At 60.6% G+C, this 14,749-nt stretch carries 13 protein-coding genes; 7 read left to right on the top strand and 6 right to left on the bottom strand.

Annotation, left to right across the window (positions count from 1 at the left end):
• Nucleotides 1–2 precede the first annotated feature (2 nt).
• Both ONG87_RS10715 and ONG87_RS10720 read left to right on the top strand, forming a co-directional pair.
• The gene (locus ONG87_RS10715) at nt 3–824 is read left to right on the top strand and encodes an ABC transporter permease (RefSeq protein ID WP_264381197.1); all 822 of its coding nucleotides are present in this window, start codon (nt 3–5) and stop codon (nt 822–824) included.
• Complete coding sequence (locus ONG87_RS10720) at nt 817–2,430, top strand: ABC transporter ATP-binding protein (protein WP_264381198.1); 1,614 nt, start codon at nt 817–819, stop codon at nt 2,428–2,430. The genes ONG87_RS10715 and ONG87_RS10720 overlap by 8 nt, the downstream gene beginning before the upstream one ends.
• A 34-nt stretch (nt 2,431–2,464) precedes the next feature.
• Here the strand turns inward: ONG87_RS10720 and ONG87_RS10725 are convergent, their stop codons facing one another.
• Genes ONG87_RS10725 through ONG87_RS10735 form a run of 3 tightly spaced genes read right to left on the bottom strand, consistent with a single transcriptional unit; the run spans nt 2,465 to nt 5,977 of the window.
• On the bottom strand, nt 2,465–3,676 hold the full coding sequence (locus tag ONG87_RS10725; protein WP_192137165.1) for a nucleoside permease: 1,212 nt from the start codon (nt 3,674–3,676) through the stop codon (nt 2,465–2,467).
• Nucleotides 3,677–3,728: 52 nt separating this feature from the next.
• Nucleotides 3,729–4,805: a sugar phosphate isomerase/epimerase gene (locus ONG87_RS10730; protein ID WP_264381199.1), complete on the bottom strand. Its 1,077-nt coding sequence runs from the start codon at nt 4,803–4,805 to the stop codon at nt 3,729–3,731.
• Complete coding sequence (locus ONG87_RS10735; protein WP_264381200.1) at nt 4,802–5,977, bottom strand: Gfo/Idh/MocA family protein; 1,176 nt, start codon at nt 5,975–5,977, stop codon at nt 4,802–4,804. The genes ONG87_RS10730 and ONG87_RS10735 overlap by 4 nt, the downstream gene beginning before the upstream one ends.
• A gap of 205 nt (nt 5,978–6,182) precedes the next feature.
• Between ONG87_RS10735 and ONG87_RS10740 the strand changes: the two genes are divergently transcribed.
• Nucleotides 6,183–7,202, top strand: a complete 1,020-nt coding sequence (locus ONG87_RS10740; protein ID WP_264381201.1) for a LacI family DNA-binding transcriptional regulator — start codon at nt 6,183–6,185, stop codon at nt 7,200–7,202.
• A 20-nt stretch (nt 7,203–7,222) separates the two neighbouring features.
• On the opposite strand, the gene ONG87_RS10745 is transcribed toward ONG87_RS10740, so the two are convergent.
• Nucleotides 7,223–7,369, bottom strand: coding sequence for a DUF2256 domain-containing protein (locus ONG87_RS10745; RefSeq protein WP_264381202.1), 147 nt, complete (start codon nt 7,367–7,369; stop codon nt 7,223–7,225).
• 112 nt (nt 7,370–7,481) lie between these two features.
• Between ONG87_RS10745 and ONG87_RS10750 the strand changes: the two genes are divergently transcribed.
• The 3 genes from ONG87_RS10750 to ONG87_RS10760 all read left to right on the top strand — a co-directional run bounded on the left by ONG87_RS10750 (nt 7,482) and on the right by ONG87_RS10760 (nt 11,403).
• Complete coding sequence (locus ONG87_RS10750; RefSeq protein WP_264381203.1) at nt 7,482–8,444, top strand: DNA replication terminus site-binding protein; 963 nt, start codon at nt 7,482–7,484, stop codon at nt 8,442–8,444.
• A gap of 421 nt (nt 8,445–8,865) precedes the next feature.
• Nucleotides 8,866–9,180 (top strand): hypothetical protein, encoded by a 315-nt coding sequence (locus ONG87_RS10755; RefSeq protein ID WP_264381204.1) that lies wholly within the window; start codon nt 8,866–8,868, stop codon nt 9,178–9,180.
• A gap of 96 nt (nt 9,181–9,276) precedes the next feature.
• Complete coding sequence (locus ONG87_RS10760; RefSeq protein WP_264381205.1) at nt 9,277–11,403, top strand: TonB-dependent siderophore receptor; 2,127 nt, start codon at nt 9,277–9,279, stop codon at nt 11,401–11,403.
• A gap of 31 nt (nt 11,404–11,434) precedes the next feature.
• Here the strand turns inward: ONG87_RS10760 and ONG87_RS10765 are convergent, their stop codons facing one another.
• A complete protein-coding gene (locus ONG87_RS10765) occupies nt 11,435–12,208 on the bottom strand; it encodes an L-iditol 2-dehydrogenase (RefSeq protein ID WP_264381206.1) in 774 nt (257 codons plus the stop codon).
• Nucleotides 12,209–12,242: 34 nt separating this feature from the next.
• Nucleotides 12,243–13,553 carry a sugar ABC transporter substrate-binding protein gene (locus tag ONG87_RS10770; RefSeq protein WP_122477992.1) on the bottom strand — a complete coding sequence of 437 codons (1,311 nt, stop codon included), beginning with the start codon at nt 13,551–13,553 and terminating at the stop codon, nt 12,243–12,245.
• Between the two features lie 287 nt (nt 13,554–13,840).
• Here ONG87_RS10770 and ONG87_RS10775 point away from each other — a divergent pair, with 287 nt between their 5' ends.
• Nucleotides 13,841–14,737, top strand: a complete 897-nt coding sequence (locus ONG87_RS10775; RefSeq protein ID WP_122477991.1) for an AraC family transcriptional regulator — start codon at nt 13,841–13,843, stop codon at nt 14,735–14,737.
• The last annotated feature ends 12 nt before the right edge of the window (nt 14,738–14,749 follow it).

Genomic DNA, 14,749 nt, shown 5'->3' on the forward strand with positions numbered 1-14,749 from the left:
TCATGCCCGCACCGAAAATCGTTCACCTGCCCGGCATCGTCGGTCTGGTTCTGTTCGTGGCCGTCGCCCTTTTCGCGCCCTGGCTGGCTCCCCATGCTCCCGACCAGGTGATTGGCGCAGCCTGGGATGTCCCGTCGGCGCTGGCGCCTCTGGGCACCGACAATCTGGGCCGCGACCTGCTGTCGCGGCTGATCTGGGGCACGCGCACGTCGCTGTCGGTGACCGCCGCCGCAGCTCTGGTGGCGTTCGTCGGGGGAACGACGCTGGGCTTCATCGCTGGAGCTGCCGGGGGCTGGATCGACCAACTGATCTCGCGTATCAACGACGTGCTGATGGCGATACCGACGTTGATACTGGCGCTGGTGATTCTGGCAACGCTGCCCAAGACCCTGGCTGTGATCATTCTGGTGCTCGGGCTGCTGGAGGCCACTCGCATTCTGCGCGTGGCGCGTGCCTTGGCGGCGGATATTGCCGCCATGGAGTTCATCGACGTGGCGCGCATGCGCGGAGAAAGCATGGCCTGGATTCTGCTGCGGGAAATTCTGCCCAATGCCCTGCCCATCCTGATCGCGGAATTCGCCCTGCGCTTCGTTTTCATTCTGCTGTTTCTGTCCGCGTTGTCTTTCCTCGGGCTGGGCATTCAGCCCCCTACGGCAGACTGGGGCGGATTGGCCCGGGATAACAAGGACGGCGTGTTGTTCGGTGTGTGGGCCGCGTTGATACCGGGTGCAGCGATTGCCGTGTTGGCGCTGTGCATCAATGCGCTGGCCGATTGGCTGCTGAACGGCAACACACGCCAGTGGGGAGCGCGCAACCATGACTGATTCGACCCACGCCTCTGCACCTCCACTGTTGTGCGTCGACCAGTTACGAATTGCCGCCAGAGGCGAGCCTGGGCAGATGCTGGTCGATAACCTGTCCTTCACGCTCAATGCCGGAGAAGTGCTGGGTCTGATCGGCGAGTCCGGAGCGGGGAAATCCACTGTCGGCCAGGCGATCCTGGGTCATCTGCGTGAAGGCATGACGCTTGCCGACGGGCGAGTCCTGTTCCATGGGCAGGACCTGCTGCGCCTTGCCGAACCTGGCTTGCGACGGATACGCGGCAGGCGCATCGCGTACGTCGCACAATCGGCTGGATCGGCCTTCAACCCGGCTCTGACCATCGGTGCCCAGGTGATCGAAGCTGCGCAGTTGCACGGGCCCATGGATGCGGCCACGGCCAAGGCGCGGGCACTGCAGCTGTTCACCGAGTTCAGTCTGCCGGAGCCTGAAACGTTCTACACACGTTACCCGCATCAGGTGTCGGGCGGGCAGCTGCAGCGCGCGATGATCGCCATGGCGCTGTGCAGTTCGCCCGAGCTGATCGTCTTCGACGAGCCGACGACCGCACTGGATGTCGTCACGCAACTGGGCATTCTTCAGGCCATTGCGCAGGTCATCCGCCGGGCAGGTGTAGCCGCCATCTACATCAGCCACGACCTGGCCGTGGTTGCACAACTGGCCGACCGCATCATGGTGTTGCGTCATGGCCAATGCGTGGAGCACGGGACGACGCAGCAGATTCTGCAAAGGCCGACGCAGCGCTACACCCGGGATCTGCTCGATGCCGGATGCACTTCTCGCGGTCCAGGCGTTGTTCCATCGGTGCAGAAAGAACTGCTGACCATCCGCTCACTGAGCGCCAGGTATCACCATCGGCCGGTATTGGACGACGTTTCCCTGCGTCTGTGGCAAGGCTGCACGCTGGCGCTCATCGGCGAATCAGGATCAGGTAAGTCGACCTTGGGTAGAGCCATTTGCGGATTGCTCGCGGACGTTGGCGGGTCGATGACGCTGAACGGCAAGGCGCTGCCGTTGACGCTCGGCCAGCGTGCCCACCAGCACCTGCAGCAGGTCCAGCTGGTCCATCAGATTCCCGATAGTGCGCTCAATCCCAGACTGTCGATCGGCGATCAGCTCGATCGCGCCGTGCAGAAATTTACCGGGTCAAGCCGACAGCTGCGGCAACAACGGGTGATCGCATTGCTGGGCCAGGTGGGCCTGCCTGCAGACATCGCAAAGCGACTGCCGCACACGCTTTCCGGGGGGCAGAAACAGCGCGTATGCATTGCACGCGCGCTGGCTGCCGAGCCTGCACTGATCATTTGTGATGAACCCACTTCGGCGCTGGATCCGCTGGTTGCCCAGGAGATTCTGGCGTTGCTGCGGCATCTGCAAGCCGAAACGGGCGTGTCGTACCTGTTCATCACCCACGACCTGCACGTCGCCAAGCAGATTGCCCATGAGGTGGCGGTGTTGCGCAACGGCCGTATCGTTCACCGAGGACCCACTGCTGAAGCGCTCAGCGCACCGTTTGATGACTACACACAGAGCCTTGTCGAATCGGTACCGCAAATGCGGCAAGACTGGTTGGCGCAGATGACCGGTTGATAGCGCGTCGTTTTTCCCAGAGTGCGCCAGGTGTTCAGCTGGGCCTGGCTTTGAACGTCAACGCAAAGCCCAGCAACACCACCCCGGCGAAGCCCGCCGGGAACAGCCAGATACTTTTCCAGTCATGTTGCATGCCCGTTGCATAGTGATCGGTCACCTGCCCCGCTACCCAGAAGCCAATCAACATGCCCAACCCATAGGTGGCCAGGGTGATCAGGCCCTGTGCCGAGCTGCGGAAGCGTTCAGGCGTCTTGGCGTCGGTGTAGATCTGCCCGCAGACGAAAAAGAAGTCGTAGCAGACACCATGCAGCGCGATGCCGATCAGCAGCATGGCGACTTCTTCCCCGCCGCTGCCATAGGCGAACAGCACGTAGCGCAGCACCCAGGCGAACATGCCGACCAGCAGCGCGATCTTGATGCCGAAGCGGGCAATGAACAGCGGCAGCAGGAGCATGAACAGCACTTCGGACACTTGCCCGATGGCCATCTTCGCGGTGGGATTGGCGATGCCGATCTCGGCCAGGAACGGGTTGGCGTTCTGGTAGTAGAAAGCCAGTGGTATGCAGATCAGGATCGAGGCCAGGAAGAAGATCAGGTAGCTGCGGTCCTTCAGAAGCCCCAAAGCATCCAGGCCCAGCACTTGACTCAGTCCCTTGCGCTCGCTGGTGGCCTGCAAAGGTGCCGTGCTGGGCAGGGTGAAGCTGTAAAGCCCCAGGAGCAGCGAAGCGACGGCCGACATCAGGAAAGTATTACGCAGTGCGCCACCGGCGATACCTTGAGCAGAATCCCAGGCGAAAACCATACTGATCACCACGCCGGCGACGATCCAGCCGATGGTGCCCCATACCCGGATGCGGGAAAACTCACGAGCCGGTTCTTTCATCTGGCGGAAGGCAACCGAGTTCACCAGGGCCAGGGTCGGCATGTAGGCCACCATGTAGGCCAGGACATAGGGATAGAACGCGGCGAAATCCGCTGCTCGATAGAGTTGATACAACAGCACCGCGCCCAGCAGGTGCAGCACGGCAAGGATGCGTTCGGCGTTGAACCAGCGGTCGGCGATCAGACCGATGACGAAGGGCGCAATGATCGCTCCCCAGGATTGCGTCGAGAATGCCAGCCCGATCTGGCTGCCGCTGGCGCCCAGGCCCGTCGCCAGGAATGTTCCCAGGGTGACGAACCAGCCACCCCAGATGAAGAACTGCAGGAACATCATCACGCTCAGTCGGGCGTTCATCGTTTTCATTGCGCTCACCGTTTTATTGTTATGGCAGGTGTCGGTCGAAAGCTTGGGCGGTTCAGTCTTCGAGCAAACCCAGTAATCTTCGGTTGGATTGCACGTCGGCGGACACGCCGGCGAAATCATCGAAAGCGCGTTGCGTGCGCTTGATCATGTGTCGCTCGATGAAGGCAGCACCCTCACCTGCGCCTTGCGCCGAATCCTTCAGGCAGCATTCCCACTCGAGCACGGCCCAACCGTTGAAGCCGTACTGGGTCAACTTGCTGAAGATCGATTTGAAGTCCACCTGGCCGTCACCCAGCGAGCGGAAGCGGCCCGGCCGATCGACCCAGTCCTGGTAGCCGCCGTACACGCCGGAACGGGCATCGGGACGGAATTCGGCGTCCTTGACGTGGAACATGCGGATGCGCGCGTGGTAACGGTCAATGAAACCCAGGTAGTCCATCTGCTGCAGCAGCAAATGGCTGGGGTCGTAGAGAATGGCGGCGCGGGGGTGGTGGTCGACTGCCTGCAGGAAGCGCTCGAACGAGGCGCCGTCGTGCAGATCCTCACCGGGGTGAATCTCGTAGCACAGATCGACACCGGCCTCTTCGAAACAATCGAGAATCGGCAGCCAGCGCCTGGCCAGCTCGGCAAAACCCTGCTCGACCAGACCATTGGGCCGCTGCGGCCACGGGTAGACATAGGGCCAGAGCAAGGCGCCGGAAAAGGTCGCGTGGGCGGTCAGGCCCAGGCGTTGGCTGGCTTGTGCGGCAAGCTTGAGCTGGTCGATGGCCCACTCGGTGCGGGCTTGTGGAGCATTACGCAAATGCACCGGCGCAAACTCGTCGAACACCGCGTCGAAGGCAGGATGCACGGCGACCAGTTGACCCTGCAGGTGGGTCGACAGCTCGCTGATCTGCACGCCGGCTTTGGCGCAGACCGCATTGAGCTCGTCGCAGTACGCCTGGCTTTGCGCTGCACGCTCCAGGTCGATGTAGCGGGTGCCTAGCGTGGGCAGTTGGATCGACTTGTAACCTTGTGACGCAGCCCAGCCAGCGATGTTGGCCAGGTTGTCGAAGGGCGCTTCGGGCGACATGAACTGCGCCAGGAATATACCTGGGCCACGCAGCCCCGTTTCGGCAGGAAGATTCATTGTGCAGTACTCCGTGAGGAAGAGGGACAGATCAGTTCGGTCCACTTGGCGTCGCCGCGGTGGTTGATGAGTGCGGCTTCGATGAAGGCCATCCCGCGCAGGCCGATGTCCATGCCGGGTACGCCCGGCACCTGGTTGCCGGCCACACCCGCCTGGATGGCGTCGGCAAGATCCACGTACAGATTGGCCATCGCCTCCAGGTAACCTTCGGGATGCCCTGCGGGCAAACGCATCCGGCGTGTGGCGGCGGCACTGAGCCAGGGTTGCCCAAGACCTGAGCGCAGGATGCGCATGGGTTGGTCCAGCGAACGGTGGATCAGGCTGGACGGTTCTTCCTGCCGCCATTCCAGCCCGCCTAACTCGCCATAGACGCGAATCTTCAACGGATTCTCTTCGCCGGCGCAGACCTGGCTGGCGATCAGAACTCCGCTGGCCCCGCCGCTCATCTTGATCAGCACACTGACGTCGTCGTCCAGTTGGCGACCTTCGACATGGGAGCCGAGCATGGCGCTGAGGCAGTACACCTGCTGGTCGGCAACGAATTCAGCCAAACTGAACGCATGCGTACCGATGTCGCCGATGCAGCCGCCAATGCCGGATTGTTCCGGGTCGTCGCGCCAGTCGGCCTGCTTGTTGCCCTGGCTGGCGATGTCCTGGCTGAGCCAGCCTTGCGGGTATTCGACGATGACTTTACGCACGGCACCGATGAGGCCATTGCGCACCAGCTCGCGGGCTTCCCAGGCCATGGGGTAACCGAGGTATACGTGGGCAAGGCCATAGAGTCGGTCACTGCCGAGCAAGGTCTGGTCCAGCGCCTGCAGCTCGGCCAGGTTCAAAGCGGCGGGCTTTTCGCTGAACACATGGAAGCCTGACTGGATCGCGCGCTGTGCGACGGGCGCATGCAGATGATTGGGCGTGACGTTGACCAGCAACTGCATGCGCTGGTCTTCGGGGAGGCGCGCTTCGGCCTCGATCATCTCCCGCCAGTCGCCATAGACACGCTGTGGCGCGAGCCCCAAAGCGTTTCCAGTGCGCTGATTGTTGAGCGGATCGCGACTGAAAGCGCCGCACACCAGATCGAATCGCCCATCCAGCGCCGCCGCCTGCCGATGTGCCCGGGCAATGAACGACCCTTCCCCCCCACCGACGAAACCCATTCTGGTTTTTTGCATGACATCCAGCCTCTAGATTCTTATCGGCTCAGCACTGGTCAGATCAGCAATCAATGACCTGGCGATGTAACCGGTTACATTCGTTCAAGGAATCTAGGCGCCAGCGCGTCCCCTGTCAAACACCATCGGGCGGATCATCGCGGTACCGGAGGCAGCGGCAAACTGAGGTAAGCTTTGCGTCGGGATTACCGGGGACGAGGTAGGCGTGTCGAATATTCGTGAAGTGGCGCGGCTGGCCGGCGTTTCGGTGGCTACGGTATCGCGGGCGCTGAAGTCGCCCGAACGGGTACTGCTCGCAACGCGCGAGCGGGTCAATGCTGCAGTGGAACAGGCCGGTTACCGGCCAAACCTGATGGCCGTGCAGTTCCGTTCGCGACGCACGTTCAACCTGGTCATCCTCGTGCCGCATATTGCTAACAGTTTTTTTGCTCGTGTCATCAGCGGCGCGCAGAAAGCTGCCCAGTCGGCGGGCTATCGCGTATTGCTGTGCGACACGTTGGGCTGCGAAGCGACCGAGCGCGAATATGCCGACCTGGTGCACGCCCATCAAGCCGACGGCGTCCTGCAGCTGCGCGCCTACGATCCATTCGCGTCGACTACCGACGCAGCCGACCTGCCCCCTATCGTCAACGCCTGCGAAATACTTGAGGGGGGCCGTCATCTCACCGTCAGTCTGGATAACCATGGCGCTGCGCGAGCGGTCACAGAACACCTGCTTGCCCTGGGCCACCGACGTGTGGGTTTGATCAACGGGCCTGCCACCAGCCCGTTGACCCGTGATCGGCGTGCGGGCTACGAGGCAGCCTTGCGTGCAGCGGGCATCACACCCGATGCCAAGTTGATTTGCCCAGGGGATTTCAGCCTGAAAGCAGGCTATAACGGAGCACTGCAGTTGCTCGGCATGCCCGAGCGTCCTACTGCATTGTTCTGTGAAAGCGATGAGATGGCCATTGGCGCATTGAAGCGCATCAAGGAAATGGGCCTGCGAGTTCCCCAGGACGTTTCCCTGGCCGGCTTCGACGACATCGAACTGGCTGCCTATTGCGACCCGCCGCTGACGACCATCGCTCAGCCAGCCGAGTGCTTCGGCCAGCACGCGGTGGACATGCTGATCAGTTTGATCGAGAAACGCCCTCTTGAAGTGCGGCACGTGACGCTGCCCCACAGCCTGGTCGTTCGGCAGAGCACCGCTGGCGTGCCCAACGGTGATATCGCTATCGGGTGACAGGCACGGGCTTTGAAATATCAACCACCGGAAACCGGCCTCTTCTGCCGCCTGCAACGTTCCGAACAATAGCGGACCTCGTCCCAACAGCGCGCCCATTTCTTGCGCCAGGTGAACGCAAGCCCACAGGTGACGCAGTGCTTTACCGGTAACTCACTTTTCTTCAAGACCCTCTCCATGGCAACGTTCACGGACTAACTGGGTAGCCAACCGACAGATCTGTATAAAGATACAGTGCTCAGCTAGAATAGCGCACCTGCCCATTATCCGGACATACGCATGGATCTTCATCTCAGCCAGACCAGCGCAGCTATCGCTCTGGTCAACAGGCTTCAGGCCGAATTGACCGACTTGGGCGAAGTATTGCGAACTGCAGCAGACCACGTACGTGTCGATGCCATGTTTGGTCTGGATTTCAGGCCCGAGGATGCGGTGCGCAACGAACCCATAGAAGTGCGTGTACTGGAAGGTGACGAGGCAATACAGGCGGCGTTCGAGGCGTTGACCAGTATCTGGGTCAAAGTGGGTCAGCACCCGCGGGAAACATTGCGTGTGCCTGGTGCTATCGCCCTGCCCCGCACTGCCATCGACAAGATCCTGCAGACCAATGCGACGCGTGTCGAACTGGGCAAGTTGATCGGTGCCATCGACAAAACCAACGACCGCCGCAACGTGTGGAACCGCTTCAAAGGCAGCGGAAATGGCATCGTGCCCAAGCAAGCCCTGCGTCTGACCAACGTGCTCACTGCGCCGTCGAACATCAACTTTTATTGGGATGACACCGGTTCGTCCGGCGCCCGCAAGATGGCCGGTGATCTGCTGCAAGAGTGGCACGAGCTACTCGATCAATATCATGACAAACAGGCAACGGTGCACCACTCCTCGGAAGCCGCTGCCGAGAATGCTCTCGTCTACGGCATCGACATGCTGGGCAAGCTGGACCCGCAGGAACAGGTCGCCATTCGCCGCTTGGTTCAGCCTCATATCCGGGCACGAGTCAGGAACGGCGACTCGAAGGTCAAACCCATCATCGCGCCAGTGCCCTTCGTGTATGAAACGGGTATCGCACCGCCCAAGATAAAGCGGCTCCCGAGTTACGAACCCAAAGTAGTGATCCGCAAGAACACCCGCTTGGCGTTGCTGGAGGAAGAGCCTTATGTGGAGGCAATGAATCTCTATCGTTATAAGGATAGGCATCGGGTTTATGGACCTCTGCAAAAAAAGTCAGCTGAAGAGGGCTAGGGAGTTGATGCTTGAAGCCAGCTAGCAAGGAAGGCTGACGCCGTGCTGTCTATTAATAACATCATGATAGGGTAAAGATGTTCACTTAACCCCTTCCCTCTCGACCTGGCCACATTGAATTAAAACCTGCGCCTGGCACCCTGCCCCACTTGGTGATCACTGGGTTGGTAATACGGAAATGAAAGCAACTCGTAGCGGGGCCTCGTCATGATGTTATTGTTTATGGCTAAAGGCATCCTGGTGAACGCAGCAAAGCAGCTTGGTGCTCGTTACTGATCACCTTTGCGGAAGGTTCACGGAGGAAAGCATGTGCGACGACGTGTCATGATGTTATCTATAGTTTTCCAATTAATTCAGCGAGGTTGCCGGCCCCTTCTGCATCGCCTATAAAGCTGTTTTCCACTTTGATCAGGCTCTTCAAGTGTCCGCCGCCGCCCTCTCCGCACGCGAAACTTGCCAACTGCTTCGTGACATTGCGCTAGGTATTCGCACCTTGCACCGTATCGACGAAACGGATTGGGCCGATGCCTACGACACAGCGATGACTGTCGGCACCGACGGCTGGATCATCACCTTCCACAACCATGAAAACGGTCGCTTTCTTTGCGACCGTTGTGAAAGCCCGGACGGCCGCACCTACCTTTTCGACTCATCCCAGCACTTCGGTACCGACCCTATCGAGCTTCTGAGTACCTGGGAGCACACCAGGGTGGCGGAAATACTGGCGACTGTTTAAAGCAAGCTTTCGATGGCGGCAACTGTCAATGCGAATCGTTTGCGGATAGAATCCGCTGCCATTTCGCTAGCTTCCCCTGCCTGGAACGATGAACCCATGCGTCGCACGTTACTTTCGCTGTGTCTGCTGCAAGCTGCCCCGGTGTCTGCCTGGTCCTCCGAACCCGTTGAAGCCAGCGGAAACCTTCAGCTCGAAGCGGTGAACATCGAGGCCAACAGTGACTATGAGCGCGCGGACGGTCCGGTCACGGGTTACAAAGCCACCCGCTCGATGAGTGCGACGCGCACCGACACGGCCCTGCACGAGACGCCTCAGTCGATCAGCGTAGTGCCCCGTGACGTATTGGAAGACACCGCCTCCACTCGCTTGCAGGACGCGCTGGATTACGCAGGGGGCGTCGGCCGCGCCAACAACTTCGGTGGTCAGGGCCTGACCACTTTCACCGTGCGCGGCTTTACCACCGGCGAGTTCTACCGCAACGGTTTTCCAATCAATCGCGGCTACCCCAATGCGCCGGACGCCAATACAGTGGAACGCCTGGAAGTGATCCGCGGCCCGGCGACGAGCCTGTATGGCCGCGGTGATCCGGGCGGCACTTTCAACGTCGTCAGCAAGCAACCGCTGGCCGAGCGCAAGGTGACGATTGGCAGCCAGCTGAACGATCAGGGCATGCACCGCGCCACGCTGGATGCCGGCGGGCCGCTCAGCGAGGATGGGCGCCTGGCCTATCGGCTGAACGTGTTGGGCGAAGGCGGCGAGAGCTTTCGTGACCATGTGGAAACCGAACGCTACGACATCGCGCCCGTGCTCAGCTGGCAAGCCAGCGACGCTACCAAAATCGTCTTCGAAGGCGATTTCATGCGCAACAACCATCCGCTCGATCGCGGCCTGACTCGCTACGCCACCCAGCGGGGCAGCGCTTCGCGCGACACCAATGTTTGGGAGCAAGGCCGTGACAACCTGCTGCACAACGACAACGACATGGCCCAACTCAGGTTCGAGCACCGCCTCGATGACGACTGGACCCTGGCCGGCGGGATGCAGTGGCTTGACGGCAGCCTCAAGGGCAATGCGGTCGAGGCCAACGCAGCCCCGCTGGATGGACGTACCCTGCAGCGCAACTTCAACTACCGCAAACTGGAGTGGACCGACCGCGACTATCAGCTGAATCTCACCGGCCATTTCGATACCGCAGGGTTTTCCCACACCTTGCTGGCCGGCGTGGAGTATGAAGACTACGACTACCGCTCGATCATCCAGCGCTCGTCGGCTGCAGCGGGCACCTACCCCATCGACCTCTACAACCCGGTGCTGGGCCAGCCACGCCCAGCCCTCACCCGCACCACCACCCACGACACGGAAAACCTGAAAACCTTAGCCGCGTTCATTCAAGACCAGGTCGCCTTGACCGAGCGCTTCAAAGTGCTCGCAGGCGTGCGTCTGGAACGCTTCGAACAGGACTACGACAACCGCTTGCCAGGCTCTGTGGACTGGAACGCCGCGCAGACCTCGGCAACACCACGGCTGGGTTTGATCTACGACCTCACCGATACACTGGCGCTGTACGCCAACACCGCGCGGTCGTTCAAACCCAACAGCGGCGCGAGCCGCGATGGCAGCGGGTTTGACCCGGAAGAAGGTAAATCTTACGAGCTGGGCATGAAGTGGGAAGCCCTCGATCAGCAGCTGAGCATCGACGGCGCCGTCTACCACATCGTCAAGGAAAACGTGCTCACCCGTGATCCGGTCGACCCGACCTACAGCGTCGCGGCCGGCGAAGTCACCAGCCGTAGCCTGGACATCACCATCGCCGGCAACCTCACGCCGCAATGGCGGATGATCGGTGGCTACGCCTACGTCGATGCGCGGGTGACCGACGACAACAACCTGCCCAACGGCACCCGCCTTGCCAACATTCCGCGCAACAGCTTCAGCCTGCTCAACACCTACGAGTTCCAGGACGGCGCAGCCAAAGGACTTGGCCTGGGCGTGGGCTTGAAATACATCGACGACCGCGCCGGACAGACCGCAGCCCAGACCTACACCATGGAGCGCTACAGCGTGGTCGATCTGCTGAGTTTCTATCAGGTGAACCCTCACGTACGCCTGAACCTGGAACTGCAGAATGTGTTCAACAAGGGCTACGACGAAGGCGCGTTCAACACGTACGCGTATCCTGGCGCACCGCGTACGGTTCAGGCGGGCGTGGCGTATACGTTCTGACCAAGAGCGATGACTGCCCAGGGAGAGCTTTTCAGCTCATCCAATTGCCGCCATCGACATTATAGGTCTGAGCCACGACGTAGTCGCTTTCGTCGCTTGCCAGAAAGAGCGCCATGCCCACCAGGTCCTCGGCCGTGCCCATGCGACCGAAGGGGACTTCCTGGCTGACCAGACGCTTTTTCTCGCCCAGTGGGCGACTTTCGTACTTGGCGAACAACGCGTCGACGCCATCCCAGTGTTCACCCTCGACCACCCCCGGGGCGATGGCATTGACGTTGATCCGCTCCTTGATGAGATTGAGCCCGGCGGACTGGGTCAGGCTGATCACAGCCGCCTTGGTCGCACAGTACACACCCACAAGAGCCTCACCTCGCCGTCCTGCCTGACTGGCCATGTTGATGATCTTGCCCCCGTGCCCCTGGCCGATCATCTGCCTCGCGGCCGCCTGCAGGGTAAACAGCGTTCCCCCGACGTTGATCGCAAACAGCCTGTCGTAGCTCGCCCGGGTGATTTCGGTGATGGGCGCCAGGTCGAATAGCGCCGCGTTGTTGACGAGAATGTCCAGCTTGCCCGCGCGTGTCACCACACTGGCGATCGCTCGGTCGATGGAAGCTTGTTGGGTGACGTCCATTTCCACCGCGTAAGCCTGGGGGCCGAGTTCGATAGCCGTTGCCTGGGCTCGGTCCAGATCAATGTCGGCGATCGCGACAATGGCACCTTCACGTATGTACGCTTGCGCGAACGAGCGACCAATGCCTCGCGCAGAGCCAGTGATCAGTGCACTTTTACCGTTTAGTCGGTTCATCGAGTCAACCTTAGAGTTCGTGGAAACAAGGGCTTCACGGCTTGGGATAACCGGCTCGCTTCATGTCGCGCTCGGTCGTTGACTGAGCGGACGCCAAGGCCTGATCCACGGACATCTGTCCGGTGAGCGCGGCGGAGAACAGCTTGCCGACCGATGTACCGATCGACTGGAACTCGGGAATTACCACATACTGAATGCCCACGTACGGAACGGGCTGGGCGGAAGGCTGCGAAGGATCGGCATGCTGCATCATCTGCAAGGTGACCTGAGCAAACGGCGCCGCTGCCAGGTAGGCGTCGCTGTAGGTCGACATGCGAGTGCCCGGCGGAACGTTGGTGATACCGTCCTTGTCGGTGACCAGCTGGATGTACTGTTTGGACGTCGCCCAGGTGACGAACGCCTTCGCCGCGTCCTTGTGCCGAGAGGTGGCGGGAATCGCCAGCGACCAAGCGTACAACCACGATGAGCCCTTGTCGGTCACCTCAGTGGGCGCCGCAGCGAAACCAACACTGTCCACTACCCTGCTCTGCGCTTTGTCGGTGGTGAAGGAACCGGCCACGCTGGCGTCGACCCAGATCGCGCACTTGCCGCTGTTGAACAACGCCAACGTCTCGTTGAAACCATTGCTCGAAGCGCCGGGCGGCCCGTACTTCTTCAGCGTTTCGACATAGAACGTAGCAGCCGCCTTCCACTCGGGACTGTCGAATTGAGGCTGCCATTGCTCGTTGAACCAACGCGCACCGAAGGCATTGGCCATGGTACTGAGCAAGGCCATATTCTCGCCCCAGCCAGCCTTGCCGCGCAGGCACATACCGTATTGGCCCTTGGATGCATCGGTCAACCTGGCCGCGAAACCGCCTAGCTGTGACCAGGTTGGCGCTGGCGGCATGGTCAGCCCGGCGGCCTTGAACAGGTCGGTCCGGTAGTAGGTGACCGTACTTTCGCCGTAGAACGGCAACGCGTACAGCGTGCCGTTCACCGAGAGGCCTTGGCGGACGGCGGGAAAGATGTCGTCTACGTCGTAGTCGGCTGGCAGATCCTTCATCGGTTCCAACCAGTTTTTTGCGCCCCACAGTGGCGTCTCGTAAGTACCGATCGTGAGCACGTCGAACTGGCCACCCTGCGTCGCGATATCGGTCGTCAAGCGTTGCCGCAACACGTTCTCCTCGAGCACGACCCAGTTAAGCGTGATGTCGGGGTGCTGTTGTTCGAAGAACTTGGACAGCCGCTGCATGCGGATCATGTCACCGTTGTTGACGGTGGCAATGGTCAACGTCTCAGCGGCCTGTCCGGCGACGGCGAATGAAACACTCGCGGACAGGATCAACGCATTGGTAATCTTCATGAAGTTCTCCGCGTCCAGCCGGTTCGACCGGAGCCGTTGTTATTGTTCTGGTGCGCCGAGCCGTTGGATCAGCGACAGGTCGAGTAAAGCAGCTGCCCGATCTGTACTCAAACGAACGGCGAATGGGTGATCGGTACTTTTTTGATCTTTTGCACCGTTGGGTTTCGAGGCAAAAAAGTATCGGAACGCTGTCATTGACGGGCTACCGATGGAGCGGGATTTCAGAGTATGGTTGAACCCGTCGACCTGCAGAATCATGAAAAAAACAACGATAAAAGGGGCACTCGATGCCTGATGACCGCGCCACTGTGTTCGAGTACCGTCAGCCAGATCTGGAAGTGATCCTGGCACGACCAGACCAGACCTTTCGCTGGTACGAGCATGACTACCCCTATTCCCTGGCACGCTGGAACCATCATCCCGAGTTCGAAATTCATTTGATCCGGCAAGGCAGCGGCAAGCTGGTGGCAGGTGATTACATCGGCCCCTTCGGACCCGGTCACGTCGCACTGATCGGCCCCGGTTTGCCCCACGACTGGATGGGCGATCTGGCAACGGGTGAACGGTTGGTCGCTCGCGACGTCGTACTGCAGTTCGACGGCACCACGCTGCTGGAGTGTCGTAGTGTGTGGCCCGAACTGGCGGAGCTCAAAGGCCTGTTCGACCGAGCTCAGCGCGGAATCGAGTTTCACGCGGCGACAGCGGTCGAGGCAGCGGTCCTGCTGGAACGTATAGGGCAAGCGAATGGCCTCAGGCGCCTGACGCTGTTCCTGCAGCTCATCGATACCTTGGCAAACGCGCCGGCCAGTGAATTCCGCGTTCTGGCCAGCGCCTGTTATTCCCCGTCCCTCGACGAATACAGCACACAGCGTATCAATCAGGCGTTCGACTACCTCACCCGGCAACTGACTGCCGAGGTACGCATGTCGGTGATCGCCGCGCAGCTGGGCATGAGCGAGGCGGGTTTCTCGCGTTTTTTCAAACGCATGACCGGCCATGGTTTCATCGACCTTATGCGCAAGCTGCGGGTCCAGCGAGCCTGCAGGCTGCTCGCCCAGACCCAGCGATCGGTGGCCGATATCTGCTTCGAAGTCGGCTACGAGAACTTGTCCAACTTCAACCGGCACTTTCGCCACGAGATGCAGCAGACGCCCAGCGAGTATCGACGTCTTACAGCCGTCTGACCCATACAGGAG

The organism is Pseudomonas sp. MM227 (assembly GCF_947090715.1).
GTDB lineage: Bacteria > Pseudomonadota > Gammaproteobacteria > Pseudomonadales > Pseudomonadaceae > Aquipseudomonas > Aquipseudomonas baltica.

Bases quoted from the DNA above. Each gene is read 5' to 3' on its own strand.
- ONG87_RS10715 (WP_264381197.1), top strand. From the start codon at position 3: ATGCCCGCACCGAAAATCGTTCACCTGCCCGGCATCGTCGGTCTGGTT.
- ONG87_RS10720 (WP_264381198.1), top strand. From the start codon at position 817: ATGACTGATTCGACCCACGCCTCTGCACCTCCACTGTTGTGCGTCGAC.
- ONG87_RS10725 (WP_192137165.1), bottom strand. From the start codon at position 3,676: ATGAAAACGATGAACGCCCGACTGAGCGTGATGATGTTCCTGCAGTTC.
- ONG87_RS10730 (WP_264381199.1), bottom strand. From the start codon at position 4,805: ATGAATCTTCCTGCCGAAACGGGGCTGCGTGGCCCAGGTATATTCCTG.
- ONG87_RS10735 (WP_264381200.1), bottom strand. From the start codon at position 5,977: ATGCAAAAAACCAGAATGGGTTTCGTCGGTGGGGGGGAAGGGTCGTTC.
- ONG87_RS10750 (WP_264381203.1), top strand. From the start codon at position 7,482: ATGGATCTTCATCTCAGCCAGACCAGCGCAGCTATCGCTCTGGTCAAC.
- ONG87_RS10760 (WP_264381205.1), top strand. From the start codon at position 9,277: ATGCGTCGCACGTTACTTTCGCTGTGTCTGCTGCAAGCTGCCCCGGTG.
- ONG87_RS10765 (WP_264381206.1), bottom strand. From the start codon at position 12,208: ATGAACCGACTAAACGGTAAAAGTGCACTGATCACTGGCTCTGCGCGA.
- ONG87_RS10770 (WP_122477992.1), bottom strand. From the start codon at position 13,553: ATGAAGATTACCAATGCGTTGATCCTGTCCGCGAGTGTTTCATTCGCC.
- ONG87_RS10775 (WP_122477991.1), top strand. From the start codon at position 13,841: ATGCCTGATGACCGCGCCACTGTGTTCGAGTACCGTCAGCCAGATCTG.